This window comes from Leisingera sp. SS27 (assembly GCF_028368855.1).
Lineage (GTDB): Bacteria > Pseudomonadota > Alphaproteobacteria > Rhodobacterales > Rhodobacteraceae > Leisingera.
Genome location: NZ_JAQNCY010000005.1, coordinates 97,634 through 117,798, shown reverse-complemented (window position 1 = coordinate 117,798; position 20,165 = coordinate 97,634). Strand labels below are relative to the sequence as shown.

21 protein-coding genes are annotated in these 20,165 nt (G+C 63.5%); 16 read left to right on the top strand and 5 right to left on the bottom strand.

Annotation, left to right across the window (positions count from 1 at the left end; translation table 11 throughout):
- Nucleotide 1: 1 nt before the first annotated feature.
- The gene (locus tag N6L27_RS12570; RefSeq protein ID WP_271907613.1) at nt 2-520 is read right to left on the bottom strand and encodes a hypothetical protein; all 519 of its coding nucleotides are present in this window, start codon (nt 518-520) and stop codon (nt 2-4) included.
- A 277-nt stretch (nt 521-797) separates the two neighbouring features.
- Here N6L27_RS12570 and N6L27_RS12565 point away from each other — a divergent pair, with 277 nt between their 5' ends.
- Together N6L27_RS12565 and N6L27_RS12560 are read left to right on the top strand one after the other, a co-directional pair.
- Complete coding sequence (locus tag N6L27_RS12565; RefSeq protein ID WP_271907612.1) at nt 798-2,705, top strand: elongation factor G; 1,908 nt, start codon at nt 798-800, stop codon at nt 2,703-2,705.
- A gap of 140 nt (nt 2,706-2,845) precedes the next feature.
- The gene (locus tag N6L27_RS12560; protein WP_271907610.1) at nt 2,846-3,373 is read left to right on the top strand and encodes a prolyl-tRNA synthetase associated domain-containing protein; all 528 of its coding nucleotides are present in this window, start codon (nt 2,846-2,848) and stop codon (nt 3,371-3,373) included.
- Here the strand turns inward: N6L27_RS12560 and N6L27_RS12555 are convergent.
- Together N6L27_RS12555 and N6L27_RS12550 are read right to left on the bottom strand one after the other, a co-directional pair.
- Entirely contained in the window at nt 3,370-4,122 is a 753-nt protein-coding gene (locus N6L27_RS12555; RefSeq protein ID WP_271907609.1) for an aspartate/glutamate racemase family protein, read from the bottom strand. The two genes, N6L27_RS12560 and N6L27_RS12555, sit on opposite strands and share 4 nt — an antisense overlap.
- 123 nt (nt 4,123-4,245) lie before the next feature.
- On the bottom strand, nt 4,246-4,827 hold the full coding sequence (locus tag N6L27_RS12550) for an FMN-dependent NADH-azoreductase (protein WP_271907608.1): 582 nt from the start codon (nt 4,825-4,827) through the stop codon (nt 4,246-4,248).
- Nucleotides 4,828-4,942: 115 nt separating this feature from the next.
- On the opposite strand from N6L27_RS12550, the gene N6L27_RS12545 reads away from it, so the two are divergent.
- The 3 genes from N6L27_RS12545 (at nt 4,943) to N6L27_RS12535 (ending at nt 7,220) form a co-directional block, all read left to right on the top strand.
- Entirely contained in the window at nt 4,943-5,821 is an 879-nt protein-coding gene (locus tag N6L27_RS12545; protein WP_271907607.1) for a LysR family transcriptional regulator, read from the top strand.
- A complete protein-coding gene (locus tag N6L27_RS12540; protein ID WP_271907816.1) occupies nt 5,818-6,714 on the top strand; it encodes a DMT family transporter in 897 nt (298 codons plus the stop codon). Before N6L27_RS12545 ends, N6L27_RS12540 begins: the two co-directional genes overlap by 4 nt.
- Before the next feature lie 95 nt (nt 6,715-6,809).
- Nucleotides 6,810-7,220: a universal stress protein gene (locus N6L27_RS12535; RefSeq protein WP_271907606.1), complete on the top strand. Its 411-nt coding sequence runs from the start codon at nt 6,810-6,812 to the stop codon at nt 7,218-7,220.
- A 10-nt stretch (nt 7,221-7,230) separates the two neighbouring features.
- Here N6L27_RS12535 and N6L27_RS12530 read toward each other — a convergent pair whose 3' ends face one another.
- Complete coding sequence (locus tag N6L27_RS12530) at nt 7,231-7,575, bottom strand: ArsR/SmtB family transcription factor (protein ID WP_271907605.1); 345 nt, start codon at nt 7,573-7,575, stop codon at nt 7,231-7,233.
- Between the two features lie 90 nt (nt 7,576-7,665).
- Here N6L27_RS12530 and N6L27_RS12525 point away from each other — a divergent pair, with 90 nt between their 5' ends.
- From N6L27_RS12525 to N6L27_RS12490, 8 genes are all read left to right on the top strand, one after another.
- Nucleotides 7,666-8,562, top strand: a complete 897-nt coding sequence (locus N6L27_RS12525) for a DMT family transporter (RefSeq protein WP_271907604.1) — start codon at nt 7,666-7,668, stop codon at nt 8,560-8,562.
- Nucleotides 8,563-8,757: 195 nt separating this feature from the next.
- Nucleotides 8,758-9,102, top strand: coding sequence for an AtpZ/AtpI family protein (locus tag N6L27_RS12520; protein WP_442915772.1), 345 nt, complete (start codon nt 8,758-8,760; stop codon nt 9,100-9,102).
- Between the two features lie 40 nt (nt 9,103-9,142).
- Nucleotides 9,143-9,943, top strand: a complete 801-nt coding sequence (locus tag N6L27_RS12515) for a F0F1 ATP synthase subunit A (RefSeq protein ID WP_271907600.1) — start codon at nt 9,143-9,145, stop codon at nt 9,941-9,943.
- Between the two features lie 88 nt (nt 9,944-10,031).
- Nucleotides 10,032-10,268 (top strand): F0F1 ATP synthase subunit C, encoded by a 237-nt coding sequence (locus N6L27_RS12510; protein ID WP_008553903.1) that lies wholly within the window; start codon nt 10,032-10,034, stop codon nt 10,266-10,268.
- Nucleotides 10,269-10,351: 83 nt separating this feature from the next.
- Complete coding sequence (locus tag N6L27_RS12505) at nt 10,352-10,879, top strand: F0F1 ATP synthase subunit B' (protein ID WP_039186781.1); 528 nt, start codon at nt 10,352-10,354, stop codon at nt 10,877-10,879.
- 4 nt (nt 10,880-10,883) lie between these two features.
- Nucleotides 10,884-11,441, top strand: coding sequence for a F0F1 ATP synthase subunit B (locus tag N6L27_RS12500; protein ID WP_271907598.1), 558 nt, complete (start codon nt 10,884-10,886; stop codon nt 11,439-11,441).
- Nucleotides 11,442-11,696: 255 nt separating this feature from the next.
- Nucleotides 11,697-12,752 carry a YjgN family protein gene (locus tag N6L27_RS12495; RefSeq protein WP_271907597.1) on the top strand — a complete coding sequence of 352 codons (1,056 nt, stop codon included), beginning with the start codon at nt 11,697-11,699 and terminating at the stop codon, nt 12,750-12,752.
- Nucleotides 12,753-13,820, top strand: a complete 1,068-nt coding sequence (locus N6L27_RS12490) for a M48 family metallopeptidase (protein WP_442915771.1) — start codon at nt 12,753-12,755, stop codon at nt 13,818-13,820. It abuts the gene before it with no gap.
- Nucleotides 13,821-13,823: 3 nt separating this feature from the next.
- Here the strand turns inward: N6L27_RS12490 and N6L27_RS12485 are convergent, their stop codons facing one another.
- On the bottom strand, nt 13,824-14,594 hold the full coding sequence (locus tag N6L27_RS12485; RefSeq protein WP_271907594.1) for a FadR/GntR family transcriptional regulator: 771 nt from the start codon (nt 14,592-14,594) through the stop codon (nt 13,824-13,826).
- Between the two features lie 157 nt (nt 14,595-14,751).
- On the opposite strand from N6L27_RS12485, the gene N6L27_RS12480 reads away from it, so the two are divergent.
- From N6L27_RS12480 to N6L27_RS12470, 3 genes are all read left to right on the top strand, one after another.
- Nucleotides 14,752-15,960: an aminotransferase-like domain-containing protein gene (locus tag N6L27_RS12480; RefSeq protein WP_271907592.1), complete on the top strand. Its 1,209-nt coding sequence runs from the start codon at nt 14,752-14,754 to the stop codon at nt 15,958-15,960.
- Nucleotides 15,961-16,125: 165 nt separating this feature from the next.
- Nucleotides 16,126-19,581, top strand: coding sequence for a chromosome segregation SMC family protein (locus tag N6L27_RS12475; RefSeq protein WP_271907590.1), 3,456 nt, complete (start codon nt 16,126-16,128; stop codon nt 19,579-19,581).
- 65 nt (nt 19,582-19,646) lie between these two features.
- Nucleotides 19,647-20,117: a YbjN domain-containing protein gene (locus tag N6L27_RS12470; protein WP_271907588.1), complete on the top strand. Its 471-nt coding sequence runs from the start codon at nt 19,647-19,649 to the stop codon at nt 20,115-20,117.
- The last annotated feature ends 48 nt before the right edge of the window (nt 20,118-20,165 follow it).

The window sequence follows — 20,165 nt, the reverse complement described above, 5'->3', positions numbered from 1 at the left end:
CCTAGCGGCTTTCCTGCTGCCCGTCCGTCTCTGAGGCGGGTAGCCAGGCATTTATCGCCTCCGCCAGCCGCTGCGGGCCGCTGCCATTGGTGTAGGCTTCGACCACCGGGTGGCGGCCGGCGCTCATGCCGCTGTCGAGCACAAGCACCGGGCGGTAGAGCGTGCGGGTGCGGCCCTCGCGGCGGCTGGTGGTGCTTTCCACTTCGGCATGGGAGAGGTCGGCGAGGCGGTGCTCCACCTGGCTGTAGCCGAACACCGACTGGCGCCGGATCACGACGCTGCCGCCGGGCCGGTCGAGGATCACCTGCACCCGGCGCACGAACAGGCAGAAAGCGGCAAAGCCCATCCCGCCGCCCGCGAGGGCAAAGAAGAGGCCGAACCAGAGATTTTCACCGCCGGTACTGGCCGCCCCCAGGCCTGCCCCGGCAAAGACGAGGATAAACAGAATGAGGGAGATGCCGATGAACCAGGGGTTGTCGGCCAGGATCAGCTGCTCAGGCGTGTTGCGGGTGATTTTCATAATTCAAGCTTACCCCAGGGAAAGGCGGGAGGGAGGGGAAATCGGCACGGGTTGCGTCAAAAATCGTGCGCGGGGGCCCGCCGCTACACCCTCTGCGCGCTTGACACGGGCGCGGGTGGCTGGCCAACATCAAACGGTGGCCCAACGCCAATCACTCAGCGGATGGGCCGGCTCGAAAGAGCCGTGAGGCAGATCTTCAGCGCAGGCAGTTCACGCGAACCGAAGGGTTCGCGCACCTTGGCGGGCAGCCGCATCAGCTAAGGGAGGATCTGAGAACATGCGCGTTTTCACTATTCTGGGACCGTCGCAGTCCGGCAAATCAACGCTGGCCTCGGCGCTGGCCAATCTGGACAGCGCTGCAGGCAAGCGGCAGGAGGTTGCAGGCGTCGCCGCTTTGCAGCCTTTTTCATTTATGGGCGAGGACTGGGCTGCGATCGACATCGCGGGCGGTGCTGACAATCTGGCGCAGGCGGGTCCGGCGCTGGCGGCCAGTGATGCTGCCGTCCTCTGCGTTCCGGCTGACGCCGGCGCTGCGGTGCTGAGCGCGCCGTACCTGCGCAAGCTGGAGGAGGCGGGGGTCCCCGCCTTTATTTTTGTCAACCGCATGGACCAGGCGGCGGACCGGGTGGCGGAGATCGTTGCTGCGCTTCAGGCCTATTGCAGCCACAACATCATCCTGCGGCAGGTGCCGATCCGCGAGGATGGACAGGTTGTGGGTGCTGTGGATCTGATTTCCGAGCGCGCCTGGCAGTATCAGGAAGGCAAGCCTTCGGCGCTGATCGAGCTGCCGGTTGCCATGTACGCGCGCGAACAGGAAGCCCGAACCGAACTGCTGGAGGCGCTGGCGGATTTTGACGACACGCTGCTGGAGGAGCTGATCGAGGATCAGCAGGTGATGGCCGAGGAAGCCTATGAGGTGGCCACCAAGGTGCTGCAGCACAACGACCTGATCCCGGCGCTGATGGGATCGGCGGAGCACAAGAACGGGATCCTGCGGCTGATGAAGTCGCTGCGCCATGAAGCGCCGGATGTGGGGGCGGCTCTGGAACGGCTGTCGCAGGACGGCAGCGTTACGGCGGTCGGCTGTATGGCGGATCTGGTCAAGCATCTGGGCAAGACAGTGATGGTGCGCGCGCTGGACGGCAGTGTCGGCAACGGCGTGCCGGTTGGCGGTGCGGCGCTGGGATCGCTGACTGGCGTCGGTTCGGCCGCCAATACAAGCCTGACGCCAGGCGATATGGGGCAGGCGGTGAAATCCGACCACCTGAACCTCGGCTTTGCCTACGGGCCGGATGGCGCGGCACCGCTGCCGGAGTGGGCGCAGCCGCGGCCCTCAACCTTCCGGCGGGTGATCACGCCGGTGAACGAGCGTGATGACGCCCGGCTGTCCACGGCGCTGGAGCGGCTGGCGGAAATCGACCCGGCGCTGGTGCTGGGCCAGGATGAAGCCAGCGGCCATGTGCTGCTGAACCTGCAGGGGCCGCTGCATATGCGGCGGATCAAGCAAGCGCTGAAGGATGAGTTCGGCGTCGAAGTGGAGGAGGCGCCGGTGCCGCCGGCTCTGCGCGAGACCATCAAGAAAGCGGTGCAGGTGCATCACCGGCACCGCAAGCAGTCGGGCGGCGCCGGCCAGTTCGCCGATGTGGTGATCGAGGTGAAGCCCTTGCCCCGCGGCAGCGGTTTCGTGTTCGAGGAAACCGTGAAGGGCGGCGCGGTGCCTAAGAACTACATCCCCTCGGTCGAGGCGGGCGCGCGCGAGGCGCTGGCGCTGGGCCTCAATGGCCATCCGGTGGTGGATATCTGCGTGACCCTGAAGGATGGCAAGCACCATTCGGTGGACAGTTCCGACTATGCGTTCCGGACCGCTGGCAAGAACGCGGTGAAGGAGGCGCTGGCAGAAGCCGGTGCGGTGCTGCTGCAGCCGATCATGCGGGTGCATATCCATGTGCCGTCGGTGTTCACCGGCGGGCTGGTGCCGGTGGTGAGCGGCATGAAGGGGCAAATCCTGGGGTTCGAGGCCGAGGACGGCGTCGCGGGCTGGGACGTGTTCGAGACGCTCTTGCCGATGTCGGCGCAGGATGATCTGTGCAGCACCCTGGCCAGCGCCACCCGCGGCACCGGCTGGTTCAGCACCGACTTCGACCACTACGAGGAGGCACGGCGGGCGGATTTCGCTGAGGCGTGATATGGCAGGGGGCGGGTCTGAGCACCCGCCCTGTGGTGCGATGGCGCAAAACGGGGCGCGAAGGGCGGAACAGCTCTTGCGCCCCGGCACTGTTTTTTGTGATCTGCGCGGCAAACCGGAACGGCTTGCGGAGTAAGATCATGGATGCGTCATCGGCCTATCAGGACAGCCTGCCCATCTCCTCGGATGCGCTGCTGAAGCAGCTGGATGATTGGGGCATTGCCTATCAGCTGCATACCCATGTGCCGCTGCGCACGGTGGTGGATGCCAAGGGTGTCGAGGCGCAGTTCATGGTGCCGGGCGAAAACGCGCTGCGGCTGAAGAACCTGTACCTGCGGGACAAGAAGAAGCGGAACTACCTGGTGACGCTGCAGCAGGACCGGGAGATCGACCTGAAGGCGCTGGGCGCAGAACTGGACATCGGCAACCTGTCCTTTGGCTCTGCCGACCGGCTGCTGGAGAATCTCGGCATCCGTCCCGGCGCGGTCAGCCCGCTGGCGATGATCACTGGCGCTGGGAAGGGCGTCACCTTCTATATGGATGCGCAGGCGCAGGAGGCGGACGTGATCTATATGCACCCGCTGGTCAATGACCGCACGGTGGCGATGAAGCGCGATGACGTGATGGCGTTCTTTGAGCGCATCGGCGTTGAGGTGCGCTGGGTCTAACCGGCCTTTTCGTCCGCCAGCGCCAGATCCAGCGCTGCGGTGACATGGGCGGCCGAAGGGTTCACGAACAGGAAGCCGCCGGCCTCGAAACTGACGTCGTCGATGTGACCGGGGAAGGCCAGAGGCAGTTCGGTGCAGGCCAGCAGGATGGCGGTGCCAGGCTGGGCGTGTTTCGCGCAGAACCGCAGCAGGCGGTCCTGTGCGGTGGCCGATGCGCCGCCGTAGAAATCTTCGTCGATCATCATCTGCATTTCAGCGATCTCGTCCTGCGGCAGGGTCTCATTTGCTGTGACCCCATGTGCGGCGAGCACGCTGGAATAGTTGCGGGCCTGCATGGTGACTGTTGTGCCCAGCACCAGTGCGCGGGCGGCACCGGTTGCAGCGGTGGCTTCCGCGGTGGCGTCGAAGATGCTGAGGATCGGCATCACCACGCCCTCGCGGATCGCATGCAGGCGGGCGTGCGGGGTGTTGGAGGCGATCAGGGCGAAATCGCAGCCGGCGCGTTCAAGCGTCAGCATCGCCTCGCGGAAGACGGCATCAAAAGCGGCCCAGCTTGCCTCATCCCCCGGGCGGCCGCGCAAGGCGCGGGTTTGCGCCTGCACCACGGATTCGATGGTGATCGGCGGCACCGGCAGCGGTGAGCCCGCGCCGCGCTCTGCAAAGAACCGCCCGGCGCCTTCGCAAATGGCGCGGTAGTAATCGAGAGTGGAGGCCCAGCCGACGCCGCCGAGAATGCCGATCTTCTTCATGGGAATGCCTGTGTTTTGAAATACCGGTGCAGGCAGAGTGGCACAGGCTTCGCCGCGCTGCCAAACGTAAATATGCCGTCAGCCGGGGGGGCTGACGGCAGGTGCGCGGGGCGGTGCAGGGGATCAGGCCGCCAGCGCTTCGATCTGGGTCTGGGCCTTGGCCAGGGCGCCCTCGGCGTCGATGGACATGGCGTCGGCGGCCACGATCTCAACCTCGGTGATGCCGATGAAACCCAGCACATGGCGCAGGTAGGTAGTGGCAAAGTCGATGTCGGACCCGGCCTGGGTGCCGCCGGAGGCCACCGCGATAATGGCGCGCTTGCCGTGCAGGAGGCCGATGGGGCCGGTTTCCTCGTAGCGGAAGGTGACGCCGACGCGGGCCACCAAGTCGATCCAGGCCTTGAGCGTGGAAGGCACCGAAAAGTTGTAGATCGGCGCGCCGATCACGATGGTGTCGGCCTGTTTCAGTTCCTCCACCAGCGCATCGGAGAGGGTGAGCAGCTGTTTGTCGTCCTCGCTGCGCTGGTCGGCGGGGGTGAAGTTGGCCCCGATCCAGGCGCCGTCCAGCAGCGGCAGCGGCGCGGCCAGGTCGCGGCGGACCACGGTGTCAGCGCCCAGGCGGCTGACGATCTGTGCGGAGAGGTCCCGGGTCACCGAGCCTTCGGTGCGGGCAGAGGAGTCGAGGTGCAGAACGGTGCGGGTCATTTTGGTATTCCTGTGCTTGTTGCTGACAGGAATTTGGGTTATTGCATTTTCGAACGCAACGCCGCAAAAGTAACACTGATTGTGCGCATGTGCGCATGTTGGCAAGGAGACCGGCATGGAAAACTGGGATGAAGTCCGCACCGCCTATCAGGTGGCCCGCATGGGCACGGTCAGCGGCGCGGCTGAAGTGCTGGGCGTGCACCATGCCACGGTGATCCGCCATATCGACGCCATCGAGGCCCGGCTTGGGGTGAAGCTGTTCCAGCGCCACGCCCGCGGCTACACGCCGACCGAGGCCGGGCAGGATCTGTTGCGTGTGGCGCAGGCAACCGATGACCAGTTCAGCCAGCTGGTCGGCCGCCTGAAGGGGCAGGGCGACGACGTCTCCGGAGAGCTGGTGGTGACGTCGCTGGCGTCCTTTGCGCCGATGCTGGTGCCGGCGCTGAAGGAGTTCCAGGACATGCATCCGGGGCTGATCATCCGCTATCTGACCGGCGACCGCCTGTTCCGGCTGGAATACGGCGAGGCGCATGTGGCGGTGCGGGCCGGCAATGCGCCGGATCAGCCGGACAACGTGGTGCAGCCCTTCATCAAGCAGCAGGTGGGTCTATATGCCTCCAAGGCCTATGCCGAGAAATACGGCGTGCTGCAGGGTGTCGAAGACATGCCCAATCACCGTTTCATCGGCAATGACGATGAAAACAGCCGCGCTCCGTTTTCGCGCTGGCTGCGGGCCAATGCGCCGGCTGAGGCGATCTCGTTCCGCTGCTCCAACGGGTTCACCATGCAGAACGCGGTGCACAGCGGCGCCGGCATCGGCTTTATGGCGGCCTGGGAGGCGCGCCAGAACCCGAACCTGGTGGAGATGATGGCGCCGAAGGAAGAGTGGGAAGGCACCCTGTGGCTGGTGACCCATGTGGACCTGCACCGCACCACCAAAGTGCAGACCTTCCTGAAGTTCCTCAAGGAACAGGCCAAAGAGTGGCAGCTGTGAACGAGGCGCTGCGCGGGCATCTGGCGATGCTGCTGTTTTCAGCGCTGGTGGCGGGGTCGTTCTCGCTGGGCGTGATGGTGGCAAATGAGATTGCACCGGCGGCGCTGAATGCGGCGCGGTTCGGCATTGCTGCGGTGGTGATTGGCGTTGCCGCGATGGCCACCACCGGGATGCGGCGGGTGCATTTCCAGGCCCCCTGGCGGTTTGCGGTGCTGGGCGGGCTGTTCGGCGGTTATTTCGTGCTGATGTTCTACGGGCTGCAGTCTGCGGCACCGGTCAGCGCAGCGGCGGTTTTCACGCTGGTGCCGGTGATGAGCGCGGGCTTTGGCTGGCTGCTGTTGCGGCAGGTGACCACCCGCTGGATGGCGCTGGCGCTGTCGATAGGTGCCGCTGGTGCGGTCTGGGTGATTGTGCGCGGCGACATGCAGGCACTGGCGGCGTTTCAGATCGGCCAGGGGGAGATCATCTATTTCTGGGGCTGCGTGCTGCACGCGATTTACACGCCGATGGTGCGCAAGCTGAACCGGGGCGAGCCCGCGGTGGTCTTTACCTTCGGGATGCTGCTGGCCGGGGGTGCGCTGCTGGCGGCGTTCGGCTGGCAGGACATTCTGGCAACCGATTGGATGCAGCTGCCGGGCATTGTCTGGATCGGCCTATTCTACCTTGCGGTCTTTGCCAGCTCTGCGACGTTCGTGCTGCTGCAATACGCCACCCTGCGCCTGCCGTCGGCCAAGGTGATGGCCTATACCTATCTGACGCCCAGCTGGGTGATCCTGTGGGAGATCGCGCTGGGCCGCGGTGCGCCGCCGGGCATGGTGCTGATCGGGGTGGTGATGTCGGTTATTGCCCTGGTGATGCTGCTGGAGGGCGACGCCAAGCCGGTGCGCGCCTGAAGTTGGCCCCTGGTGCCGCTTGCGGCAGGTCAACGCAAGCCTCTTGTTTTCCTGTATGCTGGTCCAGAGGGACGCGTCAGGAGAAGGAGGGAAAGATGTTCAAACATATCATGGTGCCCGTTGACCTGCACATGCCCCCGGCGGTCAAGAAAGCCCTGAACGTGGCCGCGGATTTCGCTGCCAACCATGGATCGCGGGTGACGCTGGTCCATGTGACAGGTGAGCAGATCGAAGGCGCACACACCCTGGGATCGTCAGGTGATGAACTGGCTGCACTGGCCAGCAAGATGGCCGAAAGCAGCGGTGCAAGAGTCGAGGGGCTGCCGGTTCATTCCGTTGATGTGGGGTCGGAGATGGACTCCATCCTGGCCCGGACCGCCAAGGAGCTGGAGGTGGACCTGATCGTGATCGCAACCCATATGCCCGGCATTCTGGACTATGTGTTCTCGTCCCACGCCAGCCACCTGGTGCTGCATTCCGAGATTTCGGTGTTCGTCGTCCGCTAGGTTTCGGCCCCTAGGTTTCGGATGGGGCATCCTCAGACAGGTGCTCCGCCTCCAGAAAACGCTCGAAGGCGTCCAGGTTCACCGGCTCGAACTGGCCGAAGCCCTGCATCCATACGCTTGCGGCCCGCATTGCGTCGGGCTGCAGCTTGCACCATTTGACCCGGCCGCGCTTTTCCTGCGCGATGAGGCCGGCGCGGGTGAGGATGGTCAGGTGCTTGGAAATCGCCGCCAGCGACATCTCGAACGGCTCTGCCACGTCAGTGACCGCCATGTCGTCCTCCAGCAGCATGGTCAGGATCGCCCGGCGGGTCGGGTCGGCGAGGGCCGCAAAGACGGTGTCGAGGGTGTCGCTCATGCCTGATACTCCTAAAGGGCAAGAAGCGGGTCGACAATCCTGCAAAAACTGCGATGGATCGGTGCAAAGCATTTCGAGGGAGCAGTTGGCATGGCGTTGCGCTATTGGGCGGTGATTTTCATTCTCGGCATCGGCTGGGGCATGTCATTCATGTTCAATGCCATTCTGCTGCGCGAGCTGGGGCCGCTGTCGGTCTCCATGGGCCGTGTGGGCTTTGGCGCGCTGGGCTGCTGGATCTACGTGCTGGCGGCGCGGAAGAAAGTGCCGGCTGATGCGCGGCGCTGGCTGGCGCTGTTCGGGTTCGGCGTGCTGAGCTATGCCGGGCCTTTTGCCTTCTACGCGCTGGGCCAGCAGCACATCGCCAGCGGCGTGGCCGGGATCGTCAATGCCACCACGCCTGCGCTGGCGGTTGTGGTGTCGCATTTCTGGCCCGGCGGCGAGCGGGCGACGGTGCTGAAGTCGCTGGGGGTGATCTGCGGGTTCCTGGGCATTGTGCTGCTGTCGCTGCCGATCCTGGAGGGCGGCCAGTCCTCGGAAGCCTGGGCGGTGCTGATCACACTGTGCGCGCCGCTGTGCTATGCCTTCTCCGTCAATATCGCCCGCAGCTTCCGCGACATGGAACCGGTGGTGCTGGTCGCGATTGCGCTGACCGGGTCAACCGCCGCGATTGCGCCGCTGGCGCTGTGGAGCGAGGGGGTGCCGGTGATCACGCGCATGGAAACCTGGGCGTCGCTGCTGGTGATCGGCTTTGTGCTGACCTCGGCGGCCTTCATCGCCTTTTACTGGGTGCTGCCCAAGGTGGGGCCGACCAACATCACCATGCCGACGCTGATTGCGCCGGTTTCGGCGCTGTTTCTGGGCACTTACATTCTGGGCGAGACACTGCTGGCAGAGCACCTGTGGGGCATGGCGGCGATCCTGCTGGGGCTGCTGCTGATCGACGGGCGGATTGTGCGCTGGCGGCTGCCGAAACCGCCCGCGGGCTAAAATCAACCTTTTGGTTGAATATGGTTTTCGGGATGGTTTGGCGCTAACAGCGGCTGCGGCAGAGCGGCGCGGCATGTGGCGATGGTAAAAATAATAAGCGAAAACAATCAAGTAATCCGGTTTTGAATCTTCAATCCTTGTAATTGACTCCTCGGCCCCTTGGCCTTAGCACCCTCTCTAGAAATTCGCGTGAGGATGGCGCCCGTGACCGATGACGACCAAAAGCAGCGCATGGCGCAGCTGGAGGAGAAATTGGCGGCGGCGCGTAAGGCCCAGGAGCCCAAGCCGCGCGCGGATGAGCATTATTCCCTGGCCAACCAGGCCTGGCGGATGGTGATCGAATTGGTGGCCGGTCTCGCGATCGGCTTTGGCATCGGATACGGGCTGGACCATCTGTTTGGAACCCTGCCCATCTTCATGGTGCTGTTCATAATGCTGGGCCTGGCGGCTGGGGTGAAGACGATGCTTCGCACCGCGCAAGAGATCCAGAAAGAGAAACTGGCCGAAGAGGCCGACAAAAATGCGCAAGACCGGGACTGATCCGACGGGATCGGCGACCGGCGACAGGAGAAGCGGACCGATGGGCAAAATTTTCTTTTACGCAGCTCTGGCACTGGTGCTGGTATCCGGCCTGATCTTGGCGCCGGAAGAAGCCAAGCTTGCGATCCACCCGATGGACCAGTTCCAGGTGAGCGCGCTGTTCGGCGGTGACATTTCCTGGTACACTCCGACCAACGTGACCGCATGGATGGCCGCTGCTGTAGCCGCCGTGTTCGCGCTGCTGGTTCTGGGCTCCTCGCGCCGCGCCATCGTGCCGGGCCGCGCCCAGTCGGTTGCGGAACTGGCCTATGGCTTCATCTACAAGATGGTTGAGGATGTTGCCGGCAAGGACGGCGTCAAGTTCTTCCCCTACATCATGACCCTGTTCATGTTCATCGTGATGGCCAACTTCCTGGGCCTGATCCCCGGCTCCTTCACCACCACTTCGCATATCGCAGTCACTGCAGTTCTGGCGGCGCTGGTGTTCGTGACCGTGACCGTGGTCGGCTTCGTCAAGAACGGCGTTGGCTTCCTGGGGCTGTTCTGGGTGTCGAGCGCGCCGCTGGCGCTCCGCCCGATCCTGGCCATCATCGAACTGATTTCCTACTTCGTGCGCCCCGTCAGCCACTCCATCCGTCTTGCCGGTAACGTGATGGCGGGCCACGCGGTTCTGAAAGTGTTCGCAGGCTTCGCCGCAGCACTGGGCATGTTCAGCTTCCTGCCGATCTTTGCCATCACCGCGGTTTACGCACTCGAAGTTCTGGTGGCCTTCATTCAGGCCTACGTGTTCACCATCCTGACCTGCGTGTACCTGAAGGATGCACTGCACCCGAGCCACTAAGGCCAGGATCTGAAAGCTTACCGGGCGGCGCCCAGAGCGGCCCCGCCCAACCTAGAAATCACCACATTCCATCGTAAGGAGAGAAATCATGGAAGGCGATATCGCACAACTCGGTCAGTTCGTCGGCGCAGGCCTGGCAGCAATCGGTTCCGGCGCAGCCGCAATCGGTGTGGGCCACGTGGCTGGCAACTTCCTGGCAGGCGCTCTGCGCAACCCGTCGGCAGCTGCCGGCCAGACCGCAACCCTGTTCATCGGCATCGCGTTTGCAGAAGCACTGGGCATCTTCTCGTTCCTGGTCGCTCTGCTGCTGATGTTCGCCGTCTAAGACCTTAGGAACCTATTTCCTTACGGCCGGGCAGTGCAGATCCTGCGCTGCCCGGTGTAACGGCAAGTTCCTGGGAGGACGACATGGCATCAAATACGCAAGAGGCAGCACACGGCGGCGGTTCCGCAATGCCGCAGCTGGACTTCTCGACCTTCGGGAACCAGATCTTCTGGCTCGTGGTCGCCCTGGTCGTGATCTACCTCATCCTGTCGCGCGTCGCGCTGCCCCGCATCGCTGCGGTGCTGGCCGAGCGTCAGGGGACCATCACCAACGACCTCGCCGCGGCTGAAGACCTGAAAGCCAAGGCTGTCGAGGCCGAAAACGCATATAACAAAGCTCTGGCGGATGCCCGTGCCGAGGCTCAGCGCATCGCTGCTGAAACCCGCGCAGAAATCCAGGCCGGGCTGGACGAGGCAATTGCCAAAGCGGACGAACAGATCGCTGCCAAGGCTGCCGAGTCTGAAAAGGCAATCGCCGAAATCAAGGCTGGCGCGCTGGAAAGCGTGAAAGCAGTTGCAAACGATACCGCAGAAGCGCTGGTCGCTGCTCTGGGCGGTTCGGCAGACAAAGACGCAATTGCCAAGGCAGTTGCCGAGCGGACGAAAGGATAAGGACATGCGCAACATTCTCGCTCTTGCCCTGACCCTTGGCGCTGCTTCGCCTGCATTTGCGGCCGGCGGCGGCATGGACCTGTCCAACACCAACCTGGTTGTTGCGCTGGCGTTCGTCCTGTTCATCGGCATTCTGCTGTTTGCCAAGGTGCCGTCACTGCTGGCTGGCCAGCTCGACAACCGCGCCGAAGGCATCCAGAAGGAACTGGACGAAGCCCGTGCCCTGCGTGAAGAGGCCCAGACCGTTCTGGCGTCTTATGAGCGCAAGCAGCAGGAAGTTCAGGCCCAGGCTGACCAGATCGTGGCAGCTGCCCGTGACGAAGCTGGCCGTGCGGCTGAACAGGCCAAAGCGGACCTGGAAACCTCCATCGCCCGCCGCCTGGCGGCTGCTGAGGACCAGATCGCCTCGGCAGAAGCTTCGGCTGTGAAGGAAGTGCGCGACCAGGCGATTTCCATCGCTGTTGCCGCTGCGGATCAGGTGATCTCCAAGCAGATGACCGCCGCTGAGGCCAACAAGCTGATTGACGCCGCCATCGCGGATGTGGACGCCAAGCTGCACTAAGCTTTGGCTGATCCTGACAAGCTAAAAGAACCCGGTCCGAGCGGCCGGGTTTTTTGTTGTCCAGCAGGCAACGCTGGCGCTTTGACCTGCAAGTGCAGCCTTTCCCGGCATAAGGCGCGCTTTTGGGCAACAGAACTGCATTCAAAGTTGTTCAGTCTGGAAATGTTCTCTCTATGCAGGTAGGGGCGCCGAATGTTTTTTGGTCATGGCCGGATTAAGGAAAAGCGGCCTGCGGTATTTTGGAGACATTGACAAATGAGCGCAAACATCAGCGAATTTGAGTTTCGCGGCAATGCGAAAGAATGGTTCGGGATCTGGATCGTAAATCTTCTGCTCAGCATCCTGACGCTGGGCATCTATTCGGCCTGGGCGAAAGTCCGCCGCCACAAGTATTTCTACAACAACACCTATGTCGAAGGCCGCAACTTCGACTATCACGCGACCGGAGGCCAGATCTTTGTCGGGCGGCTGATCGTTTTCGGGGCCTTTGTCATCTACAACCTTATTCTGACAATGGTGCCCATGCTGGCTCCGGTTCTGCTGCTGGCATTGGTTCTCATCTTACCCTGGCTGATCATTCGGGCAATGATGTTCAATGCGCGGATGACAAGCTTTTCCAACGTCCGCTTCGGATTCTCGGCAGGGTACGGAAAGGCTTTTCTCGTCTACTTGATCTATCCCATCCTGACTGCGCTCACCGCCTATCTGACCTTCCCGCTGCTGGACCGGGCAGTCAAGCGGTTCAGCATTGACAACCACCGCCTGGGCACCGCAGCGTTTCATTTCGAGGCGCCTTTGGGGCCGTTCTACAAAGCCTTCTTTGCCGCTTTGGCATGGGTGGTGATCGTCGGGGCCGCGGTTTTTGCACTGATGGGCGCAACGGTCATGACTTCCTTCCAGGACTCCTTTGCATCGCCGAACCCGGACCCAAGCGCGGTTCTGCTCTTCATGGCCGGCTTCTACGGGATCTTTTTCCTCGCGTTCCTGCCGGCTGTCCTGCTGTATCACGCGATGACCCGGAACGCCGTGTACAACAACACCGTGTTAGAAGGGGGGCATCAGTTCAGGTCCGATATCTCCGCTGGCGCCCTGTTATGGCTCGCAGTGACCAATCTGGTTGCCGTGGTCTGCAGCCTGGGTTTGCTTTTGCCGTGGGCTCAGGTCCGCATGGTCCGGTATCTGACCGCCCATACCGGGGTGGTTTTGGGATCGTCTCTGGACAGCTTCGTTGACGTGCAAGGCCGGAGGACCTCTGCTGTGGGTGATGCCTATACCGATTTCGAAGGCATTGACGTGGGGCTCCCGGTCTAAATGGGAACAAACTTTCCTTTGCCGTTAAAGATCGAAGGGCGCGCCTACGCGCGCCTTTCGTCCCGCTTGCAGCAGGCAGATTTGCTGTTGCACCGCGAGCCCCAAGGCACGGCCTTGAGGCAGGTGGAAATCGTCACCCGTGATGGTGAGACGCTTGGCAGTTCCGCCTGGGCGGAGGTCACGCTGGACCCGCCGCTGGGTCGCCAGCCGCGCCGGCTGAGGCTGCCGGATGGCACGATGTTCGAAACGGATGATCACGATGCTGTCCTGACGCTGACCGGCGGTTCCGGCGGGGCCTGGCTGCATGCGCTTGAGCAAGTCCGCCCGCGTCTGGCCGCATTTGCCGCCATAGCGGTCCTGTCCGCATTTCTCGTCTGGAAATACGGCCTGGACGTGCTGGCGTCGGCAGCTGCGGCGATGACCCCTCCTGTTGTTCTGCAGCAGATGGACCGGGGCACCATCGAAGCTTTGGATTTTGCACTGATGGAGCCCTCGGAACTTGGGGCAGAGGAAAAGGAACGGGCCAGAAAGGTTTTCCAGACGCTTCTGGACCATCTGCAGGACACCCCGAATGGTGTCACTTTTCAGCTGCTGTTCCGCGAGATGCCTGGAATGGGACCCAATGCTGTGGCCTTGCCTGGCGGCACTGTTATGGTGTCCGACGCATTCATGGACCGTTTCCCTGGCGAGGACGTTTTGGCAGGGGTCCTTGGGCACGAAATCGGCCATGTGGTAGAGCAGCACGGTCTTCGCCAAGTTTACCGCTCTCTTGGCCTGTATGCGGTTGTAGCATTTGTAGCTGGGGACACAGGGCCCTTGCTTGAGGACATTCTGCTTGAAGGCAATGTACTGCTGTCGTTGCAGTACGGCCGGGAGCAGGAGGCTTTGGCGGACGCATTCGGCGTTCAGCTGGCCGCGCGTGCAGGGTATGCGCCCGAAGGGCTGATAACCTTCTTTGAAACCGTGCAGTCCGAAATGGCCGAGCCGCCGGAGTGGATGTCATCGCATCCGAACTCAGCGGTTCGTATTCAGTCCATAGAAGATGCGATCCGGCAACTGCAGCGCTGAGCGTCACCCCTTCCCGGTCTCATGCTCCAGCCGCTGCCGGGCCACCTCTGCGTTGCGCTCAGCCCGCTGGTGGTCGGTGAGGGCCTGTTTCACATAGTCCAGATGCGCCTCCACAGCGGTGCGGGCGGCTTGCGGGTCGCGGGCCTGCAGGGCGGCGTTGATGGCGCGGTGCTGCTCCAGAAGCGCCTCATAGGTGGTGTGCTGCTGGAACATGATGCGGCGGTTGTAGAACACGCCCTCGCGCAGCAGGTCGAACATCGAGCGCATCATGTGCAGCATGATCACGTTGTGGCTGGCGTCCATGATGGCAGAGTGGAACTGGGCATCGAGCCTGGCGGCTTCCTCAGAGACGGCGGGATTGCCGGCCGCCTCCATCTTGTCAAAGATCGCCTGGATCACCTGCAGGTCATAGTCCGAGCCGAACCGGGCGGCGCGCTCGGCAGCGAGCCCCTCCATGTCGCGGCGGAAGGAGAGGTAGTCGAACACCGCCTCGTCATGGGTGGCGAACAGCTGGATCAGGGCCGGCGAGAAGGCGGAGCCCAGAACATCAGCCACAAAGACGCCGGAGCCGGCCTTGGACGCCAGCAGGCCGCGGGCCTGCAACTCACCGATGGCATCGCGCAACGACGGGCGCGAGACGCCGAGCCGTTCCGCCAGTTCCCGTTCGGCAGGCAGCCGTTCACCGGGCGACAGGATGCCGCGCAGGATCAGCTGCTCGATCTGTTTGACGACGGAGGCGGAGAGTTTTTCGGTCTGGACTTTTTGGAAAGGCATCTGGTCGCTCTGGCGGATTGGTCAATTTATATGACCACGCGGGGCGGACAGCTGCAAGAGCGGAGCGCATCACGAAGATTGTAACAATAGGTCAGCATTATTGACTTTAATTTGGAGCCTCCTACCGTGGCCCTAGTTGTTGAGCGAGGAGGAAGCCATGCAGCTGGACCAGATATTTGCCACCCGCAACAGCCGGATGAAAGCGTCGGAAATCCGCGAGCTTCTGAAGCTGCTGGACCAGCCGGACATCATCTCCTTTGCCGGCGGCATTCCCGATCCGGCGCTGTTCCCGGCGGACGAATTTGCAGAGGCGTTCAAGACCGCGCTGACGCCGGAGCGGCAGGCGCAGGCGCTGCAGTACTCCGTCAGCGAGGGCTATCTGCCGCTGCGCCAGTGGATCGTGGCGGAGATGGCAAGGATCGGCATTGCCTGCGAGGCTGAGAACGTGCTGATCACCTCCGGTTCTCAGCAGGCGCTGGATTACCTGGGCAAGCTGTTCCTGTCGCCGGGCGACACCGCGCTGGTCGGCTGGCCGACCTATCTGGGGGCGCTGGCGGCGTTCAACGCCTATGAGCCGCGCTACGACCGGCTGTCACTGAAGGGAAACCGTACCGCACAGAGTTATGCCGAGGGTGCGGCAGAAGCAGGCAGCGCGGTGAAATTTGCCTATCTGTCGCCAGACTTTGCCAACCCGACCGGTGAGACGCTGGATCGCGCCGGGCGGTTGCGGCTGCTGGACATCGCGGACGCGCTGGAGTGTGCCATCATCGAAGACGCAGCCTATCAGTCGCTGCGTTATGACGGGGAGCCGGTGCCGCCGGTGCTGGCGCTGGAGATTGAACAGAAGGGCTCAATCGACGACTGCCGCACTGTCTATTGCGGATCGTTCAGCAAGACCCTGTCGCCGGGTCTGCGGATCGGCTGGGCAGTGGCGGCCAAGCCAGTGATTGCGCAGATGGTGCTGCTGAAACAAGCGGCGGATCTGCACACCTCGACCATCAACCAGATGGCTGTGCACGGCGTTGCAGAAGCCTGCTTCGACGCACATGTTGAGCAATTGCACGCGGTCTATCAGCGCCGCCGCGACGTGATGCTGGCGGCCTTGGATGAGTACATGCCCGAGGGGGCCGAGTGGACCCGGCCTGAGGGCGGCATGTTCGTCTGGATTACCCTGCCGGAGGGGATGGACGGTGCGCAGCTCCTGGCGCGCTCGCTTGAGACGGAGCGGGTGGCCTTTGTGCCCGGTCAGGCGTTTTTTGCCGATGGCAGCGGCCAGAACACAATCCGGCTGAGCTTCTCCAATTCCAACCACGCGGCCATCGAGGAAGGCATTGCCCGGCTGGGGCGGCTGTTGCGGTCCGTCTGAGGCCAGACAAGCTCCTGCTTGGCAAAACACCGCCGTTTGGTTCGGGTTATCCACAAGATATGGTGTGGTTTGAACAGAATTCGCCCCGATTTGGGGGTGCGGAGCGTTGACTCAACGGGTAGGAACCGCTGAACTTTCTCGATACGGAATCACGAAGGGGCAGCTTTGCGGTTTTCCAAGCTCAGGCTGAACGGCTTCAAAAGCTTTGTTGATCCTACCGAACTGGTCATTGCCGATGGGCTGACAGGGGTTGTGGGTCCAAACGGTTGCGGCAAATCCAATCTTCTGGAGGCATTGCGCTGGGTGATGGGGGAAACCCGCGCCAAGGCGATGCGCGGCGGCGGCATGGAGGATGTGATCTTTGCCGGCACCTCCTCGCGGCCTGCGCGCAACTTTGCCGAGGTGAGCCTCAACATCGACAATTCGGAGCGGCTGGCGCCTTCGGGCTTCAATGATGCCGACGGTCTGGAGATCGTGCGGCGCATCACCCGTGATGTGGGCAGCGCCTATAAATCCAACGGCAAGGACGTGCGGGCGCGTGACGTGCAGATGCTGTTTGCCGATGCCTCCACCGGCGCGCATTCGCCGGCGCTGGTGCGGCAGGGTCAGATTGCAGAGCTGATCAACGCCAAGCCCAAGGCGCGCCGCCGCATTCTGGAAGAGGCTGCGGGGATTTCCGGTCTCTACCAGCGCCGCCACGAGGCAGAGCTGAAGCTGAAGAATACCGAGGCCAACCTGCTGCGCGTCGATGACGTGATCGAGCAGCTGGCGGCGCAGCTGGCGCAGCTGGCCAAGCAGGCGCGGCAGGCGCAGCGCTACCGCGAGATCGGCGAGAAGCTGCGGCTGGCCGAGGGCATGCTGCTCTACCGCCGCTGGCGCGAGGCGGATGAGGCGCGGCTGGCGTCTGAGGATGAGCTGCGGGTGCGGGTTGAGCAGGCCGCCAAGGCGGAGGCGCTGGTGCGTGCGGCTGCCACGCAGCGTGGCACGTTTGAGGAAAAATTGCCGCCCCTGCGTGAGGAAGAGGCCATCGCGGCCGCCATCCTGCAGCGGCTGGTGGTGCAGCGCGACTCGCTGGGCGATCAGGAGGCGCAGGCGCGCCAGACCATCGAGCGGCTCAGCAGCCGGATTGTGCAGCTGGGCAACGATATCGAGCGCGAGACCGGCCTGAACAAGGACGCGGGCGAAACCATCGAGCGGCTGGAATGGGAACAGCGGGAGCTGTCCAAGGCCGGCGACGGCCATGACGGCAAGCTGGTGGAGGCTGCGGAGCTGGCACGCGATGCGGGCTCCATCCTGCAGGCGCGTGAAGATCACCTGGCGCAGGTGACAGAGGATGTGGCCCGTCTGGCCGCCCGTCACCAGTCGGCGCGGCGCGCGGTTGAGGATTGCCAGCGTGCGCTGGGGCGCTCAGAGGGTGAGGCGGAGAAAGCCCGCGCCGCCCAGGGCGAGGCGCAGGACGCGTTGGAACTAGCGGCAGAGAAATTCGAGGCAGCGGTGTCGGCTGAGGAAGAGGCGCGTGAGGCCTCTGAAATGGCCGAAGAGGCGCTGGAAGCGGCGGATGAGGCGCGTACTGAGACCCAAGCCCGTGAGGCGGAGGCGCGCTCTCAGCGCTCTGAGGCTGAGGGTGAGCTGGGAGCGCTGCGTGCCGAAGTGACTGCGCTGGCCAAACTGGTGGAACGCGACACCGCCGAGGGCGGCCAGGTTCTGGATGAGCTGAACGTGGCACCGGGGTACGAGAAGGCGCTGGGCGCGGCGCTGGCCGATGATCTGCGCGCACCGGTGGCGGATGCGGACGGGCCGACCGGCTGGCTGTCTCTGCCGGGTTATGACCGCGACGCGGCGCTGCCGGAGGGCGTGCAGCCCCTGGCACTGTTTGTCTCCGGTCCTGAGGCCTTGTCGCGCCGGGTGGCGCAGATCGGTCTGGTCGATGGCGATGCGGCGGCAGGATTGCAGGCGCAGCTGTTGCCGGGTCAGCGGCTGGTCACGCTGGAAGGCGATCTGTGGCGCTGGGACGGCTACCGCGCCTGGGCCGAGGACGCGCCCAGTGCAGCAGCCCTGCGGCTGGAGCAGCTGAACAAGCTGGAAGCGCTGAAGCAGGAGATGGAGCGCGTCAGTGCCACAGCTGATGGCGCCCGCGCCGCGCATGAGATGCTGCTGCAAAAACTGGAAGAGGTGACGCTGGCCGACCAGAATGCCCGCCAGGCGCGCCGGGTGGCGGATCAGCGGGTTGCCGATGCGGCCCGTGCCCTCAGCCGCGCCGAGGCCGACCGCAACCTGGCCGAGGGCAAGCTGGAAACCCTCGGCATTGCGGTGTCGCGCCATGAAGAAGACGCGCTGAACGCCAGTCTGCAGCTGAAAGAGGCGGAAAAGGTGCTGGGGGAACTTGGCGATCTGGACCAGGCCCGGACCGCGGTTGAGGATATCAAGCAATCGGTGGAGGCGGCGCGGATCACAATGCTGACCCACCGGTCCAGCCATGACGAGCTGCGCCGCGAGGGCGAGGCCCGCACCAAGCGCGGGCAGGAAGTGACCAAGGAGCTGTCCGGCTGGCGCCACCGCCTGGAAAGCGCCGAGGCGCGGATCGAGGAACTGGCGGAGCGCCGCGAGGCCTCGCAGGAGGAGCTGGAGGAAGCCAACGCGGTTCCGACGGAGATTGCCGAAAAGCGAGAAGAGCTGAACGAGGCGATTGCCGAGGCTGAAGCGCGCAAGTCGGCTGCAACCGAGGCGCTGATTGCGGCGGAGGCCGAGCTGCGCGAGGCGGTGCACAAGGAACGCGAATGCGAACGGCTGGCCTCCGAGGCGCGCGAGGCGCGGGCACGGTCCGAGGCACGCAGCGATGCGGCCAAGGATGCCGTGACGCAGGCGGCGGGCCGGATCATTGAGGCGCAGCAGATCACCCCGCAGGCGCTGCTGGAGAAGCTGGGCGTGTCGCCGGATGAAATGCCGGCCTCGGATGATCTGGAGCACGACGTCGACCGCTACAAGCGCCAGCGCGATGCCTTGGGGGCGGTGAACCTGCGTGCCGAGGAAGACGCCCGCGGCGTGCAGAACGAGCATGACACCTTGGTGGCGGAAAAGCTGGACCTGGAAGGCGCGGTGAAGACCCTGCGCGACGGTATTGCCAGCCTCAACCGCGAGGGCCGCGAGCGGCTGCTGACGGCGTTTGAGCAGGTGAACAGCAGCTTTGCCATGCTGTTCACCCATTTGTTCGGCGGCGGCGAGGCCAATCTGGTGATGGTCGAAAGCGACGACCCGCTGGATGCGGGCCTTGAGATCATGTGCCAGCCGCCGGGCAAGAAACTGTCCACCCTGTCGCTGCTCTCCGGCGGTGAGCAGACGCTGACCGCGATGGCGTTGATTTTTGCTGTGTTCCTGTCGAACCCGGCACCGATCTGTGTGCTGGACGAGGTCGACGCCCCGCTGGATGACGCCAACGTCACCCGTTTCTGCGATCTGCTGGATGAGATGTGCCGCCAGACCGACACCCGCTTCCTGATCATCACCCACCATGCGGTGACGATGGCGCGGATGGACCGGCTTTTTGGCGTCACCATGCAGGAAAAGGGTGTCAGCCAGCTCGTTTCGGTTGACCTCAAGAAAGCAGAGGCGATGGTGGCCTGAGTACTGGCGCAGAGGGGATCTGTGCCGGTGCCTGTTTGCAAAGACAAAGTTTTGTGGAGTGACAAATGAATATGCTGAAAGCAATTGCCGCTGCTGCGGTGCTGATGACCCCGGCTGCCGCGATGGCTGGCAATGTGGTGGCCAAGACCGGCGAAAGCGTCGCCAATTTCTTCAAGGACGAAGGTGCCAAGGTCGAAGTAACCACTGACAGCGTCGGTGACCCGAACCTCAAAGTCGAGTATTACGGCAACGACTTCTCGGTCTACTATTACGGCTGCAGCGACAACACTGACTGCGAGGCGATCCAGTTCTTCTCCGGCTACCAGACCGATGGCAGCGTGCGCCTGTCCAAGATCAACGAATGGAACACCAACAACCGCTTTGCCCGTGCCTATGTTTCTGAAGAAGGCTCTGCCCGGATCGAGATGGACGTGCTGCTGGGTGATGACGGCATGACGCCGGATGACTTTGCCGATGCGGTTGGTCTCTGGAACCGCGCGATGCAGGATTTTGAAGAGTTCATCGACTGGAACTGACGTCTGCTTGTCACCGGATCGTGACAGCAGGCTGAAAGATCAATCGTT